Genomic DNA, 22,478 nt, shown 5'->3' with positions numbered 1-22,478 from the left:
TCAAGTTTATGCGTACCAAAATTCAACTCACTGCCATTACACTGGTATCACTCAGCACCAGCTTTTTCATCATCTCCTGCAACAATTCCGACAAAGTCGAATCGACAACTGAAACAACTGCCGTCAATACAACTGGCACTACCGACGCGGATGGCCATGAGCATGAACACAGTGGGGCGCATACCTATGCGTGTCCAATGCACCCCGAAGTAACAGGGAAAGAGGGGGACATTTGCTCTAAGTGCGGCATGAAACTCGAACATAACGATAACGCGGGCAAGAGTAACGGCAAAACCTATGTGATGAATTTCAAGGCTACGCCCGCTACGGTCGAAGCAGGTAAAGCGGCCCTGTTTTCGTTCACGCCGGGCGTAGAGGGGAAAGCCGGTGAATTAGTGCCGTTAGACCTGCACCACGAGCGGAAAATTCACCTCATCGTGGTCAGCAAAGACCTGTCTTATTTTGAGCACATTCACCCCGATTATCAGGCATCGGGGACCTACGATATTGCCGTATTGCCGGGCAATAAAGCCTATACGGCAGGGGCGAATAAAACCGAAACGCGTTTTGCCAAAGGTGGTGACTACCTGCTGTTCGCAGATTATTCACCCACGGGAGGCACCTCTCAGTTAGAAAAAATAAACCTCACGGTCGCCGGCACACCCTATACACCCGTAACCTATTCGGCTCAGAAACTTAGCTCAACGGTGGATGATTACAGGCTTGATTTGGTGCCGGAAGGTGGAAAATTCGAGGTGGGCAAACTGACCCACATTCAGGGAGTGCTGAAAAAGGGAGGTAAAGAAATCGATGCCAGCACGCTCGAAAATTATTTAGGGGCTAAGGCACATATGGTCGTTGTGGGCCTTGACGACAAAAATTACCTGCACGTTCACCCCGGCGTGGAGAATGGCAAATTCGATTTACACACCACTTTTGAAAAAGCGGGCGTGTATCGGGGCTGGGTTCAGTTTCAGTCCGATGGCAAAGTCCGCACAACCGATTACGTCATTATCGTTAAGTAAGGCAGCTAGTCTGGCTTGCCGGTCAAGAAACCAATTTCGACCGGCAAGCCAGATGAATTCATTCTGATTATGCTCAACCGGCTCATTCATTTCTCGCTCACGAACCGTCTGTTCGTCGTAGCGTTCGCGGCTTTAGTGCTGGTCTATGGGGTTTACACGGTCGTTCACCTACCCGTCGATGTGCTTCCTGACCTGAATCGGCCCCGCGTGACGGTTTTCCTGGAAGCCAACGGGCTGGCCCCCGAAGAAATCGAAACGCAGGTTATCCTACCCGTCGAAACGGCCCTGAATGGGTCGCCGGGCGTTGAAATTGTGCGGTCGGTGGCCTCGCCGGGGTTGGGACTGGTCTTTGTCGAGTTTGGCTGGAAGACGGACATTTACCGCGCCCGGCAACTGACGGCGGAAAAACTTCAAACGCTGCAACTGCCGGGCGGCATTACCCCTGTCATGGGACCTATTAGTTCGGTCATGGGGCAGATTATGCTGGTGGGGCTTACATCCGATACCACCAGTGCCGCCGACTTACGAACCTTAGCCGATTTCACCATTCGCAGGCGTCTGATGAGTATTGGGGGTGTGGCGCAGGTCATCCCCATCGGGGGCGAACGGCGGCAGTACCAGGTACTCATCAGTACGGCTAAACTTCGCCAATACGGACTGACGATTGACGATGTGGACAAGGCCGTTCAGGGAACAAATCAAAATACGACGGGTGGCTTTTTCGACCACTACGGCTCGGAGGTACTAATCCGAAACGTGGGCCGGGTCCAAACGCTGGCTGACTTGTCGGCTACCGTTGTCGCCAACCGAAACGGCTTACCCGTGCTCTTATCCCAGATTGCCCAGGTCAAATTCGGTGGAGCCATCAAGCGGGGTGACGCCAGCGTGAACGGCACACCTGCTGTCATCCTGACCGTTGAAAAACAACCCGGTACCAGCACCGTCGAACTGACCAAAAAGGTCGAAATAGCCTTAGCTGAACTCCAGAAAACCCTGCCGGGCGATGTCCACATCAACCCGAACCTTTTCCAGCAGCGTGACTTTATCGAAACCTCCCTCAAAAACGTAGAGGATGCGCTGCGCGACGGATTTATTCTGGTGGTCATTGTATTGTTTCTGTTCCTGTTGAATTTCCGCACCACAATTATTACCCTGACGGCGATTCCGCTGTCGCTGGTGGTCTCGGCCATTATTTTTAAAGCGTTCGATATTTCCATTAATACGCTTACGCTGGGCGGGCTGGCCATTGCTATTGGCGAGTTGGTAGACGATGCCATTGTGGACGTGGAAAACGTGTTTCGGCGACTGCGCGAGAATCGACAATTGTCCAGGCCCAAACCAACGCTTGAAGTCATCTACCGGGCCAGTGCCGAAGTCCGAAATTCGATTGTGTATGCCACCGTTATTGTGGTGCTGGTCTTTATCCCCCTGTTTTACATGCAGGGCATCGAGGGCCGTATTTTTGCCCCGCTTGGCATCGCCTACATCACCTCCATTGTGGCTTCGCTACTGGTATCACTCACCGTCACGCCCGCCTTGTGCAGTTATTTACTGGCTCGTCCAAATGGGCCAATACACTGGCAGTTCTGGAAAAAACGGCGGTCCGGCGGTCCGGTAGCCAAACCAACGGACGAGCACGAATCCGACAGTAGTCTGGTGATTTGGCTAAAACGAAACGATACCCGTTTGCTACATTGGGGATTACAGCGTCCCCGGCTGATAATGGGCGTGGCTATTGCGTTGATTGTAGCTGCCGCCGGTTTGGTGCCGTTTTTCGGGACAGAATTCCTGCCGCCTTTCAACGAAGGTTCGTTTACAATCAACTTTTCCACCCCAGCCGGTACATCCTTGGACGAATCGAATCAGATTGGCGTAGTGGGGGAAAAACTACTGATGCAGGTGCCGGAAGTGCGGTACGTGAGTCGACGAACGGGCCGGGCCGAATTAGATGAACACGCCGAACCGCCCGCCAATTCGGAAATCGAAGTAGACCTAAAACCCTCTGACCGCAGCCGGGAAGAAGTCCTGGCCGACATCCGTCAGAAGATGGACGAACTCAAGGGCGTAACGGTGAACATTGGCCAACCCATTTCGCATCGGCTCGACCATTTGCTGTCGGGCGTTCGGGCGCAGGTCGCTATCAAACTGTTCGGCAATGATTTGAACGAATTACGCACCAACGCCGACCGGATTCGGCAAACCATCAGCAGCGTGCCGGGCGTGGTCGATGTGCAGATCGAGAAACAGGTGATGGTGCCGCAGTTGATGGTTAAACTTAAACGCGATGCCCTGCAACGCTACGGCATTCAGGCGGGCCGCGTGGCCGAAAACTTAGAGGTGTTCTACAATGGTAAAGTCACCGGTCAGGTACTGGATGGTCCTAAAACGTTTGATATTCTGCTCCGGGTGCAGAACGACGAGCGCATCGATATTGAGAAGATTAAATCAGCCGAAATCAGTGACGCGCAGGGAAACGCCATTCCGCTGGGTCAGGTGGCTGATATTGCCTACACGACAGCCATTAATTCCATCGCCCACGAAAACACCCTACGCCGAATTGTGATTTCCTGCAACGTTCAGGGCCGGGATTTGGGCAGCACTGTAAAAGAGTTGCAGACCAAAATAGCGCAACAGGTAAAATTGCCAACGGGTTATTTTGTACAATACGGCGGGCAGTTCGAGAGTCAGCAGGAAGCCACGAATCTGATTGGACTGCTGAGTATCTTTTCGATTCTGGGTATTTTCTTAGTGCTCTACAGCCACTTCAAGTCATCACGGATTGTATTGCAGATTATGCTCAATGTTCCATTGGCACTCATAGGCAGCGTGGTGGCGGTGATGCTAACGGGTGGCACGTTTTCAGTAGCGACACTGGTGGGTTTTATTACCCTAACCGGCATTGCTTCCCGCAACGGTATCATGATGATTTCCCATTACATCCACCTCATCGAGCAGGAAGGCGAAACCTTTTCGGAGCACATGATTGTGCGGGGGTCACTCGAACGCTTAGTGCCCGTCCTGATGACCGCTTTAGTAGCTGCGCTGGCTCTGATTCCGCTGACGCTGGATGCGTCGGCGGCTGGTAAGGAAATTCTGTTCCCCGTCGCCACCGTTATTCTGGGTGGGTTACTATCGAGTACGCTTCTGGATATTATCGTTACACCCGTCGTATTTCATCAATTCGGGAAACGGGCGTTGGAGACGTATTTCAGGAATCGGAATCAGGGAAAATTCAACACTGATGAGGCACCGACGGATACGGCGCCATTTATTGAGCCTGAACTAACGGAGTCATAAGTAAAGGCCGTACCAAAAATATTGACAGTCCGAACGGGAATTGTGTAACGAATCGGAGCCGTTTACGAGTGACCTTTGTCTTACTAACGTAGTAAAACAAGAGGCCATGGAAACGACAGAACAAAAAGGCGTTCAATTTAAAACCAATATTAAGTGTGGGGGATGCATAGCCGCAGTAACCCCTTTTCTGAACCAGTCGGTGGGCGAAGGCAACTGGCAGGTCGATACGCAGAATCCCGATAAAGTACTGTCAGTATTGGCAGAAGGCGTAACAGCCGAAACCGTAAAACAGGCTGTTCAGCAGGCGGGTTATAAGGCTGAACTATTGCCATAATGGGCAATAACCCTGGCATTGGAAGCCGCCTGATAGTGGGCGGCTTTTTCTATTTCCCCAGAACAAGACGTAACTTGTTCGTCAATAGACCGGACAACTTGAACTATAATGAATACACTACTCGAATCGATTATCACTTGCCCTCAATGCGGTCATCAGAAAACGGAAATCATGCTGACGAATGCCTGTCAGTTTTTCTACGAATGCTCTCGTTGCCAAACTATTCTCCGACCCTTGACAAATGATTGTTGCGTATTCTGCTCGTATGGTTCCATGCCTCCCATATAGCAACAATTCTATTGCTGTGGTAGAACTAATATTTTGACATGCCATGAGAGGAAGGAAGCAATTCAATGGGGTGTATCTACAAAAGGTACGGCACAAGCCGCCCTGAAAAATCACGGTCCCGCGGCTGTACCGGCCGTTGCGCCGGGCCGCCGGAGCGGTCATGACTTGGCTGCGGTCCGTCGCTACGGTAGCTATACAGTTCCAACTCTGATTGCGTACTACCACTTGTAAGCTGCTCGCTCAATCGCACGAAAGGAGCGTTTTTGTAAGACAGTTGTATAGGCAACATTTTTGTACAATATGCCCAGCCTGCTTAGGGGCAAAAAATCCACAGCAGTCGGTAAAAGCAGCTTTTACGTTTCGTTAACCTTCTTTTACAGGTCTTTAACAGACGCCATGATAAAGCCTTTTAGCTTTGTTGAAATCCTTGAAAATAAAAAGAATGCCTTAAACGGATCTGATTTATCAGGATATAGATTTATTTTAATTAAACCTACAAAATATATGAAAAAAATCATTTATGCGCTGATCTTACCGCTGGTTGTGGTAAGCGGACTAGTATTTGCTAATCGTGAAATTAAAAATGAAGCTTCTAAAAAGTCAACCTCAAAGCCACTCGCTGCTGCTAAAAGGAAAGCTGCATTGAAAAAATGGGAGGCTACCCCTGATGGTATAAAGTACAAAAAATGGGAAGCGTCTCCCGAAGGTAAAAAAGTGTATGCCGGTGAAGCTAAAATAAGGAAGCATATAAGTGCTTTTACCAATATGGAGGCTGTTGTAACCTCTCTTTCTCTTCCGCCAGGCTCACGATTAGGTTTCGGAGTGATGGTCAGGATTAATGGTGACGATTATATTCTTAGTTTTGGGCCGGAAAAGTCTGACAAGAATTTTTTGAACTTTAACAATGAATTTCAGCAATTGCATAGCCTGAAAGTTAACGACAAAATAATTATAAGAAGCCATAGTGTATCGCACGCGCCTAAGTATTCATATCCAATAGTATCGGGCGACTATGTAGAACAAGATAGTAAAATAATTTATAAACGTGCCCCTCGCAAAGGCGGTTGCTAAGTAAATTATGAAATACATATATGCTTTATTCTTAACGGTTGTTTTTTTACCTCCTGTGGACAAAACCAAACAGGAGATAAAAAAAATAGTATCAAGTCCGAAACCAAAGACGTATCCACTTCCAGATGGATTGACACCAAATATGCGGTGTATCTACAAAAAGGTACCGCAACGGCGGACCGTAAAAATCGTCACGACTTCGCTGTAGCTCTACAGTTTCAACTCTGTTTGCCTACAGCCCATGGTAAGATGCTCGCTCAATCGCACGAAAGGAGCGTTTAATGCGACAGCAGAATTGTGCATTTATCTTCCTATTCCTTTATACCCAACCATTTCACTGCATTCGTATAATAGATTTTATCAATGACCGATTTAGGTAATTTGAGTCCGTTGAAGTTGCCGTCTACTTCATCCACTTCCATCACGTCATCACTCGTAAAATACTGCCAGTCGTCAACCCAGTGTCGGTGAAGCCTTGCTTTGGCCTCCTCAACTAAACCTGATAAACGAGTGGATTTAAATAAGGCAAGATCCCGCATGCCCAGATCTGTTCCGTACAGAATCCGATCCTGATACTTAATCATAAACTTACGTACTCGTTCTCTATTTCGTGTTGACTGGTATTGAAGGTGAGAAATCCGTTCCGCCATATCGACGGCCATATTAGGAAAGCGATCTAATCGTAAGGCAAGCGAATCCACGTCGTATTCCAGACTTCCCAGATGCGAGCCGATGAATCGCATAGTCGGATGCCTGGCCACAAACCGATCCCGGGCTTGAATCTGATCGGTATAGGATGGATACTCCGGATGCAAATACATGTGAAATTCCGGATTGTTTTTAAAGTACTCCCGGTCGTTGTTAACCGTCATTTCCGACAAGGGTAGCCAGCAATTCTTGGGTTCACCCAGGTGCCCCATGACGATCTTGTTTTGGGCAATGATAAACTGGATGACTGGATCAAATCGTGGATCATCAACCATGATAAAAGCCCCCGTTGAATCCTTTTCGGTCATACCGATATTTTTCCATAGTTTGACGCCAAGAGCTCCTTTATTAAACGATTCTTTAAGTTGACGGATCGTCTTTTCAGCCCATTGGTCAGAGTTCCAGCCATCTAGCGTGAATGCAGTGAGATAGTGTATTTGCTTCGGATGGGCATTGACCTGGTAGATACTAATACTTTCCTGTAAGTCAAGGAATGCTGGATTGACCCCAACATTCACGGTTACCATTTTAAAATAATCAGCTAAGGCTTGCTCCGAAACCGCCTGGCTGGTGGTTCGAATATGCATATGGGCGTCAATCTTTTTAGTTGCCCTAAAGTCTTTTTGGGTGTAAAATTTTGGCGAGCAGCCGCATGCAAAAATTAAAAGTATCGTGAATGTAATTAAGCGCTTAAAGGCTATTTCTCCGTTTTTGGTCGCTACATCGGCATAAAACCAAGGATTGCCCAAACTATCGACTACCCGACTATTGCGCATTAGGGTATCATAAGTTTGGGTACCTAAATGAAGGGTTGTAAGCCCGTAGCAAAGTAGGCAGAGAATTTCCATAGGGGTTTGATTTTGAGCCACTAATGTATTCAATTTACAAACTTCCCACTAACTTTTTTATGTACTAAGTTCTTCTTGAGATCCTATAACAATCTACCAATCGATGTTTCACTAAACGCCCGTTTTGAGCGACGGTTACCGGGTGATTTTCGCTACTATCAATTTGAGTTAACTGGTGTCTCAAATTGTCATCTCACAAATCTATGTCTCATTTACAAAATAGTAGCTGAGTATGTGAGACATAGATTTGACCCGCAAACGACGAAATTTGTACAGTCTGGCAGAAGTCCCAAGCGTATGATTCGTAGTGAACTCAGCCCAGGATAAGCCTTTCACAAGTGGCTGTACGCAATCAGATTTATAATTGTATAGCTACCGTAGCGACGGACCGCAGCCAAGTCATGACCGCTCCGGCGGCCCGGCGCAACGGCCAGTACAGCCGCTGGCCGCTTAGCGGAGCGGGACCGTGATTTTTCAGGGCGGCCTGTGCCGTACCTTTTTGTAGATACACCCCAATAGACTTATATGACCGTTTCAAATCTATTGAGTCTAAATTAAGGTGATAATCCCTCTTTAAAATGAACTGGCCGATCTTTACAAACTCTTCGCCCAACGAAGCCTATAATTTTACATCCAGGCCCGGTGATAAGCGGCCCATTCAGGTGTTGATTGTGATTGGCCTACTATTTATGGCCGCTTTTCTCTGGGTTTATTTTCAACCCCGGAATCAGGGGTATTCCTGGCTGTTTGGCCTGCTAACGGTTTCCGTCCTGTTTAAACTACTTCGGCTGTTGCATGAGTGGTATCACTACTGGAACGTCACTCCCTCATCTGCTCCACCCCTAACCAAGTCCTTTACCGTCGATGTCCTGACGACGTACTGTCCGGGCGAACCGAAGGCGATGGTGGTCAATACATTGCAGGCTATTCAACGGATAACCTACCCGCACACCACCTATCTCTGTGACGAAGCGGATGATCCGTATCTTCGGCAAATATGCGCCGAATTAGGCGTTCGGCACGTAACCCGTATCGACAAAACCGATGCGAAAGCGGGTAATATCAACAATACCCTCCGCCAGGCAACCGGCGAAATTTGCCTGATAATTGACCCTGACCATGTGCCAGTGCCTGATTTTATTGACCAGGTGCTCCCTTATTTTGAAAACCCCGCCATTGGGTTTGTGCAATGCGCGCAGGGGTATTATAATCGAAAAGAAAGTATCGTCGCCTTTGGAGCCTCGGAGCAGACCTATAGCTTTTACGGGCCGATGATGACCTGTATGAGCAACTACGGAACGACGCAGGCGATTGGTGCCAATTGTACGTTCCGCCGGTCGGCGCTGGACTCTATAGGGGGTCACGCCAACGGACTATCGGAGGATATGCACACAGCCATGTTGCTCCACGCGAATGGCTGGAAGTCGGTCTATGTACCGCTCCCTCTTTCTTACGGATTGGTTCCAGCGACGCTTTCAGCCTACTACAAACAGCAGCTAAAGTGGTCACGGGGAACGTTCGAACTGCTGGTGACAACCTTACCAAAGGTGTTTGGCAAGCTTACGTGGCGGCAGCGTCTGCATTATGCCAGCCTGCCTCTGTATTACCTCATCGGTATTATACAGCTTATCGACCTGGTAATTCCTATCGTGTCCTTGTTGACCATGCTGCTCCCATTGCAAGTGGATTTACTGCTGTTTGGAACCGTTTATATTCCCCTGCTCCTAACCGGTTTTCTGATTCGGCAATACGCCCAGCGATGGCTCATTGAACGTCACGAAGCTGGATTTCACCTGGTTGGAGGTATTGTAGCCAGTGGCACCTGGTGGGTGTATGTACTGGGGTTTCTCTACACGCTATGTCGGGTGAAAGTAGCCTACATCCCCACGCCGAAAGACGACCAGCCGCGCAACAATTGGCTACTTATTTTACCGAATTTACTTTTTGTAATAGCCACGCTTAGCGCCATTAGTTATAGCATCTATTGGTATGGCCGATTCGCCCTTTACAACATTTACTTCCAGATGATGTTAGGCTTTAGCGGGCTAAACATACTCATCCTGACGATGAATATCATTGCCGGGCAGGAGCGAACCCTTCAGCAAATAGGCGACTGGCTTACTAAACCCTCCAATCGGTCAGAAAAAATCTGGAGTCTACGCCGAATGGCCTGGATAATGCGTTATGGGCTGTACGGCTGGCTTCAGCGAAAGGCAATCCCGCTGTTTGAAGGAATGGTCCTTGCATCGGTCAGCATGTTTTTCTACACTTACCAAATCAAATCAACGACACTGCCGACCGAGTTACGGTATGCCAATACCCAACCGTTCTATGCAGGCTTAGCTATCCGATCAGCCCGCCAGCCCCCGGTCACGTCATCATTGACGCCAATCACGCCCTATCACCTCACCTGGTCGATTACCCCGAACTCGTCGATTCGTTTACCATATGATCAAGTTGCTGGTCGATTACCCCTGCTTTATATTGAGCCAGTTGGCTTAGCAGACACCTTAGAAGTGGATATACGGCGTTTTCTGAAAAGCATCCTGCGGGGTGAACGCGACGCAGCGCTGCAAGGGTTTGTGCGGGCAACCCGTCACCTGAACCGTCCAGTACTGGCCAGCTTTATGCCCGAGTTTGATAACACAAACCAGTCCTGGGGTTTGGAGCAGGAAGGCAGCCTTGAGGTCTATCGGCAGGCGTGGCAATATGTGGTGCGATACTGCCGACAACAGCAGGCCCGGAATATAACCTGGGTGTGGTGTCCGGTCCAGCCCTCCTCCGTCGTAACGTACTATCCCGGCGCTGACTATGTGGACTGGCTTGGCTTTGCCGTAGTCAACGACCCATCGGTTGCTGCGGACCACAAAACCCATTCGTTTGCCGCCTTATTTCAACTTACGCATACGTCGGTTCGTTCGCACGCTGCCTATAGTATTCGTCAAAAGCCGATTCTGATTACACGATTAGAATCGGTAACGGATCACTCTCCAAATCGCCAATGGACCATTGAGGCTCTGGAATTAATGCAGGAACGCTACCCAGGCATTCGGGGTGTCGTTTTCGCCAACGAAGCTGATTTACGAACAGTACCTGCGGATTGGCAGGCAATGCGGTCTGCGGCAGTGAAGTAACTAGTTTATACACCGGTTATGGGGTAGCTATCTTAAAGGAAAAGTTAGCTGTGGCAACGTGCTGATGGGTATCATACACGTTAACAAACAACCGGTAGGGTCCCGGTTTTTGCGGTAACTGAAAACGCACGGTTCGTGCATTCGTTCGATTAAGAAGCCCCTGGATAGCCCGTCGGGGAATACCTACGTAATCAGCGCCTGACTGAGCCCGCAGCTTGATTTCCCAGCCATACGTCAGTGAATCGTTCTCTGGATCATGAACCCGAATTTCGGCCTGATGGAGGGCCCTTGAAGGATCAAATGTGCCGTGGGGAATGGGTTTTCCATCGATGAGCAGTTCCTGAATGACCGGTGCCCTGTTAGCCGGTTTTTTACCTGACCAGAGTTCCTGCATCAGGCTAACGAGTGGCGTCTGACGCCCCTGCTCATCAAAGGCACTGAACCATGTATGAGACTCCTCCTGTTTAGTGCCCCAGTAAAATAGATAAGCGCCTAAACAGTTCGGTGGTCGAGAGGCAATATACGTTCGGTAAATTGATTGAACATAGTTTGTTTTCTGGCGACTGTTGGGTTCCAGGGGAGCACCCCAGGGCGTAGTTGGGGTTTCCCAGTACGCGGGTGCTCCATACTCAGAAATCAGATAGGGTTTGTTCCAGCCACCCTGTTCAAAAAAATCGGCTAAGTGTTCCGTCAGGGCATATGAATTTACGCCTAAAATATCAACGTCGGTACACCGCTTGCTAACCAACCAAATGGCCCGTTTGCTGTCGGGTGAGATGACGGTGCTGACAGGGTGGTTAGGGTCTACCTGGTGAACGAGTTTTGATAGCCGGTTAACTTCATCATATACTTTGAAGTTATGGGCCTCCAACGCCCACTCATTACCCACGCACCACATCAGCAAGGCCGGATGGTCACGGTATTTAAGAACCGTTTTGCGGATTCGCTTATACTGGCGCTCAACAGCAGTTTGGTCATCATAGTCGAAGCCCTCCAGTTCCCGCTCTACCCATAAACCAAACATGACCGTCAGGCCCAACCCGTGCGCTTCGTCTAAAATTCGCCCGGCATCAATGTCGTCCCACACACGAATGGAATTGCCCCCACAAGCTTTCAGTTCCTCGAAATGGCTCACCCCACCGACTCCCTTGATAAAGTAAGGCTTACCATACCGGAGAAGTTCATAGGATGTACCGTTGAAATGAATCGATGTTGGAGCCGTCAGGCTGGTCTTAGTTGAATGCGTAGATTCAGTTGATTGACAGCTAGTGAACAGGGTTAACAAACTACTGGCAATTCCCAAAATGAATAGCCGCTTTCGTTGTATTGGCACGCTCATCATACAATGATGACTACTAAACGGAGGAGAGTCACTATAAACAGATAATTTTACAATTGAGCGAAAGAATATTATAAATTCAGAATACATGTAGTTTCCCAGTATTGGATTCTTTGCTTTTTGTAGTCAAATTTACACGGTATTATCTTCTTTGATACTTAAATAGCGCAATCGCAACCTTATTGTTGGTAAATTTTTACTATGCTAGGATTAGTCAAGACCGCTAAAAAAGTGCTGGGCATTCATCCACAACAGGGCGTGGAGACGCTTACCGGTATAGAACATATTGGCTCCCAGTATAACGGTTATTACGTGCCTACCCATTTTCTGACTGATGCATCCATCTGTTACTGCATTGGAGCGGGCGAGGATGTTTCATTCGATACCGAAATAAAAGTCGTCTATGATGCCCAGGTCTATATTTTTGATCCAATGCCGGAAGGAATACTTCATTTTAAGAAGTTAAGCGAGTACACTCACAAAGGACAGCGGCTAACCATCCATAAAAATGATCCGTTTACCTACTGAATTACGGCAGAGCAGTTAGCGACTATCCAGTTTATGGAAGTCGGTGTCTGGACAGAAAAAACCAGACTAAAATTTTACGAGCCTACTCGGGAAAACTACCCATCCCATTCCGTTATCTTGTTTAAAGAATCGGGCAAGTATATCGAAGCACCGGTTGATCGGCTGGCTAACTTAATGGATATGTTGGGTCATACGGCCATCGATTTGGTTAAGATTGAGATAGAGGGGGCGGAATATGCCGTCATTGACACCATTCTTGACGATAAGCTCGATGTGAAGTTGATCTTAGTTGAGTTCGATGAGGTTCATAACGCAACGGACAAGCTTTTTCATTATCGCATCAAGAAGACCTGCGATAAACTACGAAAAGCGGGGTATGTGCTGATTCACTCAACCCAGTCCATGAAACGATCCTTTCTGCGAAGAGATATTTATGACGCCCTTCAAGCACTAAAGAAGTAATACTAGTGCATAGGTCATCCTGTTGAAACCCTAACACTACCGAACGTTAGGACAAGGATTTTCGCAGCAATTGTGCGTTCAGCGCGACAATCACCGTGCTGACACTCATGAGCACCGCTCCGATGGCCGGACTCAATACAAACTTGGGGTATAGCACACCAGCCGCCAGCGGAATGGCTATGATGTTGTAGCCCGTAGCCCAGAAAAGATTCTGGATCATTTTGCGGTAGGTGGCCTTACCGAAATCCACCAGGTTCGTGATGTCGGTTGGTTTACTATTGACTAAGATAATGTCGGCGGTTTCGGCAGCGACATCGGTACCTGAACCAACGGCAATCCCTACATTGGCTTGTGCCAGGGCGGGCGCATCATTCACTCCGTCGCCAGTCATGGCTACGAACTGGCCCTGTGCCTGTAATGCTTTTACCAGTTGAACTTTCTGGTCGGGCAACACTTCAGCATAAACGCCGTCTAAGCCAAGTTCATTAGATACCGCATCAGCCACTTTCTGATTGTCACCCGTTGCCATGTACACCTTGATACCCGATTCCTGCAACCGTCGAACAGCCTCTTTGGAATCAACCCGAATCCGGTCCGCTAAGGCGACATAGCCCGTTAACTGGTCATCCATCAAAACAAATACTACAGTCTCAGCCCCGCTGCTGTAGGCATCGGGTGGCAACTCAATACCTTTTTCTTTGAGATAACCCGGACTAACGACGAGTACCTGCCGACCGTCCACGGTCGCCGAAACGCCTTTACCCGTAATGGACTGAAAGTTCTGAATAGCGGGTAATGTCAATGAACGCTTTTTTGCTGCGCGGACAATACCCTGGGCAATTGGGTGTTGCGATTGTTGTTCCAAGGCGGCTACTGCTGCCAAAATTTTCGATTCATCCAGTTCACCCATAATGACCTTTATACGGGTTACGCCGAACTCCCCTTCTGTCAATGTACCCGTTTTATCGAACACCATCGCCGTAATCCTGCGGGCTTCCTCAAAGGCGGTACGGTTCCGAATTAGCAACCCTTTTTGGGCAGAAATGGCGGTTGAAATAGCGACGACGAGCGGAATGGCAACGCCTAAGGCGTGTGGGCAGGCCGTGACCATCACCGTCACCATTCGCTCGACAGCAAAGGCCACATCTTTACCCGCCCAGAGCCAGGCAACCAACGTGATGAGTCCGACCGATAAGGAGATTATCGTCAGCCATCCGGCAGCGCGGTCAGCCAGGGTTTGGGTTTGTGACTTGGCATTCTGGGCCTCCTCGACCATTTTAACCACTTTATTGAGGTAACTGTCTTCACCCTTATGCATCACCTTAATCTTGAGCGAACCTTCGCCGTTGACCGCCCCGGCGATGACCGAATCGCCCATCATTTTCTGAGCCGGTACACTTTCGCCGGTCAGCATACTTTCGTTGACGGCGCTGTCTCCATCGGCTACTTCTCCGTCAGTCGGGATGCGCTCACCAGGGCGTACCAGCACAACATCGCCGATGGCCAGTGTATTGACTTTTACGTCGTTGATTTTGTCCCCGTCTACTTTATGAGCATCGGAGGGCAGCATTTGCACGATTAATTCTAACGAGCGGGACGTCCCTGCCACCGATTTCATTTCCACATAGTGCCCCAGCAGCATGATATCAATCAGAGTGGCCAGTTCAAAAAAGAAGTCCATGCCCCGCAGCCAGCCGACTGACACGACTAGGCTATAGACATAGGCGGTCGTAATGGCCACAGCGACTAAGGTCATCATGCCCAGCCTGGATTGGCCTACTTGCCGTGTCCGCAGTTCACCCACCATCCCCGTTAGAAACGGCCAGCCCCCATAGACATAAATAACCGTGGACAGGACCAGGATTATCACATTTTGGAAAGGGAAGTTAAGGTGATAACCGACCAACTCCTGTGCCATCATCGACATGGCCACAACGGGAACGGATAAAGCCAGGCAGATCCAGAACCGGCGCAGAAAATCGGCAATCATAGCTCCGTGGTCGTGTCCACCTCCGTGCCCCATCTGACTGTGACGCATGTTGGAATGGTCCATCTGGCTATGATCCGTGCCAGCATGGTTCTTTGACTGATGGTTCATACCGGTATGGGCGTGTTGTTCCGTAGGGCTATCCGGGCCGCTATGTTCGTCGTGACCAATATGTTGGAGAGCCTGCTGTTCAGCGGGGGATATAGCTTCGCGGGTGGGTTCAGGAGCCGGTAAGGTGCTCATGGGGTGGTTACTTGACTGTTCATCAATGGGAATTGTCTCTTCTTTAAGCGAATGAGTAGGGCTATGGGAATCGTGTGAACCCGTTTGCCTATCCATGACGTGAAACGCACCAATCGACGAAACCACCCGTTGCACCTGGGCTACAGACGGCTGCTCATCTACCGTAAGCATCACTTCAGGTGGGTCAACCGTTACCTGAGCGTCAAGGGTGCCCGGCTGGGCCATTAAAACTTTTCGTATAGACTCAGCCTGTTCGAGGGTCGTTAGCCCGTGTAGGATAAAACGATGTTGATGCGTCATGGTGTTAAGTCATTGAAGATAGTAGAGCCATAGGGCGATTGAGCGCTTGATGCTGCTACTCTGTACAATGAGTAACACAGTTGAATTAAAAAGAGAGCATGCATTGGAAATTCTATAACCCTTTGCCCGAATTTTGCAAGTGAGTTAGCCAAAACGAACGGTAGCTTTGTTCGTTACCAGATCAGGTGTTTCCTGGTTAAGTAAATTCCAAACCAGATAAGTACAAATTCGAGGGGAAGATTATAAAGGCGAAGGCAGAACATGACAAGAGTAACAAAGGCGACCGACATCCTTCATTTACGAGTCCGGGGTATGGTTTGCGCCCGGTGCATCGACGTAGTACGAGCAGAAATAGAAGCACAGGGGTTGATAGTAACCGATGTGCGGCTGGGCGAAGTAAAGGTGCGCGGTCCGGTCTCGGCTGAACAACTGAAAAGCGTTCGGTCAGTTCTGGAGCATCAGGGTTTTTCGCTCCTGACGGATGTCAAGGCCGCTACCGTTCAACAGGTAAAAGAGGTAGTGGAGAAACTACTGTGTCAAAACGACTTGGGCGACCGAAAAATCCGGTTTTCTGAATTAATCACCCAACAAATACCAATGGATTATGACGCACTAAGTGCGTTGTTTTCGGCGCAGGAAGGGATTACCCTCGAAAAATACATTATTAATCGACGATTGGATAAAGTTCGTGAATTACTGGTTTACACCGATTTGCCACTTGCCGACATTGCCTATCAAACGGGTTTCAGCAGTGCGCCCCACCTGTCGAACCAATTCAAACGCCTGACGGGCCTGTCACCAGCTTATTTCCGCACCATCCGGCGCAAGAAGCTGACACTCCAGCAGACTACTCAATAATCTTACAAACCTGTTCGGGGATTATATAACGCCCGGCGCAGGTAGGTTGTCGACCTTTGCTGTACGATTACTTCGTTCAGTTATGGAAACCCAAGCCCACCTCACGAACCGTCCATCTGTTAAAGAGCGGCTCGTCTCTGTCGACAAAAAACAAACTTTTCCAGTGCTGGAAATGACCTGTGCGGCCTGCGCGGTCAGCGTTGAATCCATGCTCACCAATACGCCCGGCGTTCGAAGCGCGACTGTTAATTATGCCAATCAATCCGCTACGGTTGAATACGACCCAACGACCATCACGCCATCGAAGATGCAGCAAGTACTGCAATCAATTGGCTACGATTTAGTAGTGGATGTAGAAGACCCCCAGCAGGTTCAACAGGAAGTCCAGCGCCGGAATTATGAATCGCTTAAGAAGCGAACGATATGGGCCGCTATCCTGTCTGTACCGGTTGTCCTGATTGGTATGTTCTTTATGGAACGGTCCGTCGGTGCGGTGCCCTATAGCAACTATATCATGATGTTCCTGTCGGCTCCAGTCGTATTCTGGCTGGGTCGGTCTTATTTTATCAATGCCTGGAAGCAGGCACGCCACGGCAAAGCCAATATGGATACGCTGGTAGCTCTGAGTACGGGCATAGCCTTTTTATTTAGTACATTCAATACGCTCAACCCAAACTTTTGGCATAGCCGGGGAGTACACCCACACGTTTATTTTGAAGCAGCCGCCGTCGTCATTGCCTTTATATCCCTGGGGAAATTGCTCGAAGAACGGGCGAAATCGAACACCTCTTCAGCCCTAAAGAAATTACTGGGTCTGCAACCGAAAACCATTCGAATCATCAACAACGGAATGGAGCATGAACTCCCTGTGGCTCAGGTAAAGGTTGGAGACGTAATTGTCGTAAGGCCCGGCGAAAAGATTCCCGTGGATGGGCTGGTTGAATCGGGTTCTTCGTTCGTAGACGAAAGTATGATTTCGGGTGAGCCGGTGCCCATTGAAAAACGGAAAGGGGATACTGTATTTGCCGGAACCATTAATCAGAAAGGGTCTTTCCGCTTTACAGCGCAGAAAGTGGGGGGCGATACCATTCTGGCCCAAATTATCCGCATGGTGCAGGAAGCGCAGGGCAGTAAAGCCCCGGTGCAGAAACTGGTCGATAAGATCGCCGGCATTTTCGTCCCCGTTGTCATTGGTATTGCCCTACTGACGTTTGCGGTCTGGATGCTTTTGGGTGGTGAAAATGCGTTCACTCATGCCCTACTGACTTCAGTAACGGTGTTGGTTATTGCCTGCCCCTGTGCGTTGGGCTTAGCTACCCCAACGGCCATCATGGTCGGGGTGGGCAAAGGAGCCGATAACAATATTCTGATTAAAGATGCCGAAAGTCTGGAGTTGGGCTACAAGGTAAATGCGGTTGTACTAGATAAAACCGGCACCATTACCGAGGGCAAACCAACGGTTACTGATCTGACCTGGCAAGTACCCGAACCGGAAGTTTTCTTACTCCAGCCCCTGTTATATGCACTGGAAGCTCAATCTGAGCACCCGCTGGCCGATGCCGTAGTCGAGCGACTGAAAGTTCCTGGCAATAACGGAGAGTCCATCGTCGCGGTTGTATTGGATGGATTCGAGAGTTTGACAGGGCGTGGTGTTTCAGGCCAACTCGGGAGCAAAACTTATATTGTGGGAAACGCCAGGCTGTTAACAGAACGGGGAATTTCGATTAATCTTGCCCAACAGCGGCTGGTAACTACCTGGCAGCAGGAAGCAAAAACGGTCGTCTATTTTGCTGATAACGAACGGATTCTGGCGTTGATGGCCATTGCTGACCCAGTGAAACAAACCTCACGGGAAGCTATTCAGACCCTTAAAAAACGGGGTATCGCCGTGTATATGATGACGGGTGACAACCAACAGACCGCACGGGCCGTAGCGCAGGCAGTTGGGGTAAATGATTACCGGGCCGAGGCTTTACCCGCCGACAAAGCCGGATTTATTAAAGCACTCCAGGCAACGGGCAAGATTGTGGCCATGATTGGCGATGGCATCAATGACTCCCAGGCATTGGCCCAGGCCGACGTCAGTATCGCAATGGGGCGGGGTTCGGATATTGCGATGGACGTGGCCAAGATGACGCTCATTACCTCCGACCTAAACAGTGTGCCAAAGGCATTACAACTGTCCAAAAAGACCGTGCAGACCATCCGACAGAACCTGTTCTGGGCCTTTATCTACAACCTGATCGGTATTCCGATTGCCGCAGGACTGTTGTATCCCATCAATGGATATTTACTCAACCCGATGATTGCCGGAGCTGCGATGGCACTCAGTTCAGTATCTGTGGTGACCAATAGCCTGCGCCTGCGCTCGTTAAAACTTTGATTTATACTGATAGCCGTAGGTCAACTACTATAGTCGTCAGGTTGACCATGAGAAACCAATAAAACCGAACTTAACAGTTTTCGCCCAACACCCTTGATTAAGCTTCTAAACAACTTTAAATCATGATATTAACACCCCGATTCAGCAAAGTAGTGCTCACCTCGCACATCACGTTTTCAATCGGTTGGCTGGGTGCCATCGCCGTATTCTTAGCACTGGCGATTACTGGTCTAACGAATCAGGACATCCAAATGGCTCGTGCCGCTTACCTGGCAATGGAGTTGAGCGGTTGGTCCGTCATCGTTCCCTTTTGCCTGGCTTCCTTACTGACAGGTCTTATTCAGGCTCTGGGTACGAGATGGGGGTTAATCAAACATTATTGGATAGTCGTCAAACTCGTACTCACCCTTGCGGCCACCATCCTGTTATTACTTCACATGAAGCCAATTAGCTACATAGCCAGTGTTGCAGCCCAAACTCCGTTTTCAACAAACATGCTACCCAATTTACGGGTGCAACTTATCGCCGATGCAGGTGCCGCTTTCTTATTACTGCTGGTGATTACCACCGTATCCGTATATAAGCCGTGGGGTAGAATCCACTCTGGGCGATGGGATGACATCGGTCGAAAAAGGGAGGTGCCGGTCAGCGCAATTGACCCCAAAACATCTTTGAAATTTTACGTTCTGGTCGGTATTGTCTTTTTGGTCCTGTTCATTATCCTTAAACACCTGATAGGCGGGGGCATGGGTGGCCATTAGTTGTGTATCCTTCGCCACCTTCCCTTTCTATTAGCCCGCAGATAGTTGACTACAAATTAATCATCCTGTCTACCGTTTCGGAGTTGTCGGCTTCCCGAACTACGAAATTTAAACCATTCTATTCTGAACGCTGCAAATTATCCTTACAAACTGGCTTCGAGTTTTTTCAACTCCGTCATTTCTTTGTCTTGTCTGAAAAGCATTCGGACGTTTAAATGAACGGAGACTGAGTAGAACAGAAGCTGTTCAAAATGGCATTTTCGCGTTCAATTAAACCATTCAGTTTTACCTTTCACGATTTTTACACTCTAAATGTTTTTTCTGAACTGGTGGTATTGACAAAAGGATACTGATTTAAATCAACCTAAGTTGAGGAACAACTTTCCTGAACACTGAAGCGCAATTGTCAGTCTGGGGTGTTGAGAAATAAATCTTTATTTTCTACTAACCCTCCCACAAATATTTCTGCTATAATGCGTCCGCCTATGGCACCTCATTGAAGGCCCTTGTGAAATACTGCAGTTTCTTTCTTGATGTATAAACGGGAAGGATAGCCTGGAATAACCTAACCCCCATCCAGTCCTACTGATTTCTACAGCCGGTTTAAGCTAATATCCTTTCTAAACACTCACTGGCCAGTAACTTCATAAAACCATAAACTTCGTCCATGCACCAGTAGACATTCATTATAATAGATTCCTTACGGCTGCATCCTTCTACTAGCCGGGGAGGAGGGAAAAACGCCGTAACCGCGACACCAGACGGGCAGATAGTCTTTCAGAGCAAGGGCTATTGTAAACGGAGTAGGTTCCCTAATCCTGAGCAAAAAAGCAAACAGGCGGGAGAGGCAAAAAAAGACCGGGTTCACCCTTTTCTATAGTAAATTAGATATATATATAAGCCAAAAAACCATCCCCTTTCTAACCAACTAATTACTATATGCAAATCGCTATAGTACGGTGTTTATTGTAGAATGCCTATAACTATTGCTTGTTTTCAGACCGCAATGGGGGCATAGGACCAACAACCTTCCTGTAATCGTGGAATAATTTAACCAATGTATTGATTGTTTAAAATGCTTTATAAGAACGTAACTGTGGCTAAAAGGATTGTTAGAAGGGGGTAGAGTGGGGAGAAAACAGGGAACGGGAGTGTCTTTCTAATACATGCCGATAAACTAATTTTTACGAGGTTTATGCTACTTTTTACCGTATACTAATGGGGATAGCGGGTAGCTGCATGAGTAATTCATACACCAATGGCCAATATTTAGTTGATGGTTTAGGCAGGTTCTCGGCTGGCATCATCATTAAACGGAAGGGTTCCGTGTACCCCTTTCGGAGTTGCTGAAAGACCAGCAAATTGGTCCTCTCTGCTCCGGTTTGAAAGGCGTGGTAAACGCTGGGTAAGCCGGTTGGTCCCCATTCGGCCCACCATAGGCAACCGCGCTGGCCACTTCGGGCTTTGCTGGCTGTCATGACTTTGCCAAATGGGTCAGAGTGCAGAGGTGAGTGCAATAGAATCTGTTCGGGCAGCAACGGGGTGTCCTGCTGGCGAACGTGCCACTGATAAGCAGGGGCAAGGGTGTAATCTGCCCAACAAAATTCGGCTAATGGCGTCCCCTGTAAGATGAGTGTAGGGGCTTTAGGGTCCTTAATCATCGGTAGTCTATGTTTGTTTGGTGGATGGGTTCTTGTGGTGGCCAACTGTCTTCAACGTAGCCGTTAGGGATGACTGCCCAGTGAATGAATTGGTAAACTTTGTCAGCACACCAGGCCAGGGGCGGGGCAATAAACGAACTGCTCCAGGTCACGACAGGCCGCTGCTGAGTAATAGTGAGTCGGGGTATTACTGATTCATCTGAGCGGACATACGGTTGACGAACTTTGACGGGATCAGGTACGTGATGGGGCAGCTCGTATGGAGTCTCTTCGTAGATTGGCTGCTGTAGGCCGTAACGTAGACCGTCCCGAATCGTTTTCTGTGATTTGTTGAAGGTCGGCCATTCACTCGCTACGGTTTCCAGGGCATATAAAGCGGTCTGCTCATCCATCCGTCCCGCTGCTATCCATCCGCCCGCCAACTTTGCGGCTCTTAACAGGGTAACGTGTCGGCCCCCTTCCCCTGCGGTCTGCGCGAAGCGGACCAGGCGGGGCAATAACTGGCTGTCGTTCTCGCTACGAAAACGGTTGTAATAGACTGGTTCTATCTTGGGTGGGGGCGGAGTATAAACGCCTGACATTACAGAAGCATTTTCATTTAAAAATGGGGTGGGGTCGTAGGAAACAAACCGTAAATCGGTAGGGTTGCCACCTTTAGTATTGTCGAGTGGAATAAAAAATCGTTCAATAAACAATTTTTGCAAATACCGAAAGTGAGCCGCCAATGTTTTAGGTGTCTGGTGGTCGGGCAATCGAACCACAAACCAGAGTCCCCCCCGAACCGAATAGGCGCAAAGCAAGATATAGGGCAGGCTGGCGATATGTCTTTTGAGTTCGGCCATATCACGGTGGCGATTATCTTTCTTATCCACATCGCCCATTAGCATTGGCCACTGGTCTTTTATTTTATCCTCAAACGAGGTGTCTTTTTTGCGGTGGTTAAGCAAAGCAACCGGCGTAAAAGCAGGCAAAAGTTTCTTGAGCTCATCCTGTTTTGCTTTGTCCCGTTCAGTACGAATCTGCTCAACAGGTGCTTGGTAAAAACGGGTTGATACAATACGCCGTAAAGTAGTCTGCTGCGAAGGCACATTAGCGAACATATTGCGTTTACGGTCATACTCAAAAAAGCTGATTGACAGGTCAAAGTAATTCGGGCGATAAGACTGATTTTCCATTATCAATTGGTTTAAGTCAGCAAGTGGTTTAAACTGGTTTAAGACGTTCCGTTTAAATCAGTTTAACTGGTTTAAC

Annotated in this window: 17 protein-coding genes; 11 read left to right on the top strand and 6 right to left on the bottom strand. The window is 48.7% G+C overall.

The genetic code is table 11. The features are described 5' to 3' along the window. The first annotated feature begins 8 nt into the window (after positions 1-8). The 5 genes from ACYVI1_RS13565 to ACYVI1_RS13545 all read left to right on the top strand — a co-directional run bounded on the left by ACYVI1_RS13565 (position 9) and on the right by ACYVI1_RS13545 (position 6,015). Positions 9-1,025: a heavy metal-binding domain-containing protein gene (locus tag ACYVI1_RS13565; protein ID WP_460910979.1), complete on the top strand. Its 1,017-nt coding sequence runs from the start codon at positions 9-11 to the stop codon at positions 1,023-1,025. A gap of 15 nt (positions 1,026-1,040) precedes the next feature. Further along, the gene (locus ACYVI1_RS13560; RefSeq protein WP_460910977.1) at positions 1,041-4,322 is read left to right on the top strand and encodes an efflux RND transporter permease subunit; all 3,282 of its coding nucleotides are present in this window, start codon (positions 1,041-1,043) and stop codon (positions 4,320-4,322) included. Positions 4,323-4,428: 106 nt separating this feature from the next. Then, on the top strand, positions 4,429-4,656 hold the full coding sequence (locus ACYVI1_RS13555; protein ID WP_460910975.1) for a heavy-metal-associated domain-containing protein: 228 nt from the start codon (positions 4,429-4,431) through the stop codon (positions 4,654-4,656). Positions 4,657-4,764: 108 nt separating this feature from the next. Then, positions 4,765-4,944 (top strand): GDCCVxC domain-containing (seleno)protein, encoded by a 180-nt coding sequence (locus tag ACYVI1_RS13550; protein ID WP_460910973.1) that lies wholly within the window; start codon positions 4,765-4,767, stop codon positions 4,942-4,944. A 300-nt stretch (positions 4,945-5,244) separates the two neighbouring features. Continuing rightward, on the top strand, positions 5,245-6,015 hold the full coding sequence (locus ACYVI1_RS13545) for a hypothetical protein (RefSeq protein ID WP_460910971.1): 771 nt from the start codon (positions 5,245-5,247) through the stop codon (positions 6,013-6,015). Positions 6,016-6,326: 311 nt separating this feature from the next. On the opposite strand, the gene ACYVI1_RS13540 is transcribed toward ACYVI1_RS13545, so the two are convergent. Together ACYVI1_RS13540 and ACYVI1_RS13535 are read right to left on the bottom strand one after the other, a co-directional pair. Further along, the gene (locus tag ACYVI1_RS13540) at positions 6,327-7,571 is read right to left on the bottom strand and encodes an amidohydrolase family protein (RefSeq protein WP_460910969.1); all 1,245 of its coding nucleotides are present in this window, start codon (positions 7,569-7,571) and stop codon (positions 6,327-6,329) included. Between the two features lie 358 nt (positions 7,572-7,929). Continuing rightward, entirely contained in the window at positions 7,930-8,109 is a 180-nt protein-coding gene (locus ACYVI1_RS13535) for a hypothetical protein (protein ID WP_460910967.1), read from the bottom strand. A gap of 40 nt (positions 8,110-8,149) precedes the next feature. Here ACYVI1_RS13535 and ACYVI1_RS13530 point away from each other — a divergent pair, with 40 nt between their 5' ends. Further along, positions 8,150-10,705 (top strand): glycosyltransferase family 2 protein, encoded by a 2,556-nt coding sequence (locus ACYVI1_RS13530; RefSeq protein WP_460910965.1) that lies wholly within the window; start codon positions 8,150-8,152, stop codon positions 10,703-10,705. Positions 10,706-10,721: 16 nt separating this feature from the next. Here ACYVI1_RS13530 and ACYVI1_RS13525 read toward each other — a convergent pair whose 3' ends face one another. After that, complete coding sequence (locus ACYVI1_RS13525; protein ID WP_460911192.1) at positions 10,722-12,044, bottom strand: glycoside hydrolase family 2 TIM barrel-domain containing protein; 1,323 nt, start codon at positions 12,042-12,044, stop codon at positions 10,722-10,724. 201 nt (positions 12,045-12,245) lie between these two features. Between ACYVI1_RS13525 and ACYVI1_RS13520 the strand changes: the two genes are divergently transcribed. Both ACYVI1_RS13520 and ACYVI1_RS13515 read left to right on the top strand, forming a co-directional pair. Beyond that, complete coding sequence (locus ACYVI1_RS13520) at positions 12,246-12,572, top strand: hypothetical protein (RefSeq protein WP_460910963.1); 327 nt, start codon at positions 12,246-12,248, stop codon at positions 12,570-12,572. Between the two features lie 33 nt (positions 12,573-12,605). Continuing rightward, the gene (locus tag ACYVI1_RS13515; protein WP_460910961.1) at positions 12,606-13,034 is read left to right on the top strand and encodes an FkbM family methyltransferase; all 429 of its coding nucleotides are present in this window, start codon (positions 12,606-12,608) and stop codon (positions 13,032-13,034) included. 46 nt (positions 13,035-13,080) lie between these two features. Here the strand turns inward: ACYVI1_RS13515 and ACYVI1_RS13510 are convergent, their stop codons facing one another. Next, on the bottom strand, positions 13,081-15,132 hold the full coding sequence (locus ACYVI1_RS13510; RefSeq protein ID WP_460911190.1) for a heavy metal translocating P-type ATPase: 2,052 nt from the start codon (positions 15,130-15,132) through the stop codon (positions 13,081-13,083). 693 nt (positions 15,133-15,825) lie between these two features. Between ACYVI1_RS13510 and ACYVI1_RS13505 the strand changes: the two genes are divergently transcribed. The 3 genes from ACYVI1_RS13505 to ACYVI1_RS13495 all read left to right on the top strand — a co-directional run bounded on the left by ACYVI1_RS13505 (position 15,826) and on the right by ACYVI1_RS13495 (position 19,566). Further along, the gene (locus ACYVI1_RS13505; protein ID WP_460910959.1) at positions 15,826-16,422 is read left to right on the top strand and encodes a helix-turn-helix domain-containing protein; all 597 of its coding nucleotides are present in this window, start codon (positions 15,826-15,828) and stop codon (positions 16,420-16,422) included. A gap of 82 nt (positions 16,423-16,504) precedes the next feature. Further along, positions 16,505-18,805 (top strand): heavy metal translocating P-type ATPase, encoded by a 2,301-nt coding sequence (locus tag ACYVI1_RS13500; RefSeq protein ID WP_460910957.1) that lies wholly within the window; start codon positions 16,505-16,507, stop codon positions 18,803-18,805. Between the two features lie 122 nt (positions 18,806-18,927). Further along, the gene (locus ACYVI1_RS13495) at positions 18,928-19,566 is read left to right on the top strand and encodes a hypothetical protein (RefSeq protein ID WP_460910955.1); all 639 of its coding nucleotides are present in this window, start codon (positions 18,928-18,930) and stop codon (positions 19,564-19,566) included. 1,205 nt (positions 19,567-20,771) lie between these two features. On the opposite strand, the gene ACYVI1_RS13490 is transcribed toward ACYVI1_RS13495, so the two are convergent. Further along, on the bottom strand, positions 20,772-21,227 hold the full coding sequence (locus ACYVI1_RS13490) for a hypothetical protein (RefSeq protein WP_460910953.1): 456 nt from the start codon (positions 21,225-21,227) through the stop codon (positions 20,772-20,774). Continuing rightward, a complete protein-coding gene (locus tag ACYVI1_RS13485; RefSeq protein ID WP_460910951.1) occupies positions 21,224-22,402 on the bottom strand; it encodes a hypothetical protein in 1,179 nt (392 codons plus the stop codon). Before ACYVI1_RS13485 ends, ACYVI1_RS13490 begins: the two co-directional genes overlap by 4 nt. Positions 22,403-22,478 lie beyond the last annotated feature (76 nt).

Source organism: Spirosoma areae, assembly GCF_054781775.1.
The sequence above is the reverse complement of the archived record's forward strand: the minus strand, read 5'-3'. Positions and strand labels throughout refer to the sequence as shown.

Coding starts and splice junctions, on each gene's coding strand:
- ACYVI1_RS13565 (WP_460910979.1), top strand. CDS start 9: ATGCGTACCAAAATTCAACTCACTGCCATTACACTGGTATCACTCAGC.
- ACYVI1_RS13555 (WP_460910975.1), top strand. CDS start 4,429: ATGGAAACGACAGAACAAAAAGGCGTTCAATTTAAAACCAATATTAAG.
- ACYVI1_RS13550 (WP_460910973.1), top strand. CDS start 4,765: ATGAATACACTACTCGAATCGATTATCACTTGCCCTCAATGCGGTCAT.
- ACYVI1_RS13545 (WP_460910971.1), top strand. CDS start 5,245: ATGCCCAGCCTGCTTAGGGGCAAAAAATCCACAGCAGTCGGTAAAAGC.
- ACYVI1_RS13540 (WP_460910969.1), bottom strand. CDS start 7,571: ATGGAAATTCTCTGCCTACTTTGCTACGGGCTTACAACCCTTCATTTA.
- ACYVI1_RS13530 (WP_460910965.1), top strand. CDS start 8,150: ATGAACTGGCCGATCTTTACAAACTCTTCGCCCAACGAAGCCTATAAT.
- ACYVI1_RS13525 (WP_460911192.1), bottom strand. CDS start 12,044: ATGAGCGTGCCAATACAACGAAAGCGGCTATTCATTTTGGGAATTGCC.
- ACYVI1_RS13520 (WP_460910963.1), top strand. CDS start 12,246: ATGCTAGGATTAGTCAAGACCGCTAAAAAAGTGCTGGGCATTCATCCA.
- ACYVI1_RS13515 (WP_460910961.1), top strand. CDS start 12,606: ATGGAAGTCGGTGTCTGGACAGAAAAAACCAGACTAAAATTTTACGAG.
- ACYVI1_RS13510 (WP_460911190.1), bottom strand. CDS start 15,132: ATGAACCATCAGTCAAAGAACCATGCTGGCACGGATCATAGCCAGATG.
- ACYVI1_RS13505 (WP_460910959.1), top strand. CDS start 15,826: ATGACAAGAGTAACAAAGGCGACCGACATCCTTCATTTACGAGTCCGG.
- ACYVI1_RS13500 (WP_460910957.1), top strand. CDS start 16,505: ATGGAAACCCAAGCCCACCTCACGAACCGTCCATCTGTTAAAGAGCGG.
- ACYVI1_RS13495 (WP_460910955.1), top strand. CDS start 18,928: ATGATATTAACACCCCGATTCAGCAAAGTAGTGCTCACCTCGCACATC.
- ACYVI1_RS13490 (WP_460910953.1), bottom strand. CDS start 21,227: ATGATTAAGGACCCTAAAGCCCCTACACTCATCTTACAGGGGACGCCA.
- ACYVI1_RS13485 (WP_460910951.1), bottom strand. CDS start 22,402: ATGGAAAATCAGTCTTATCGCCCGAATTACTTTGACCTGTCAATCAGC.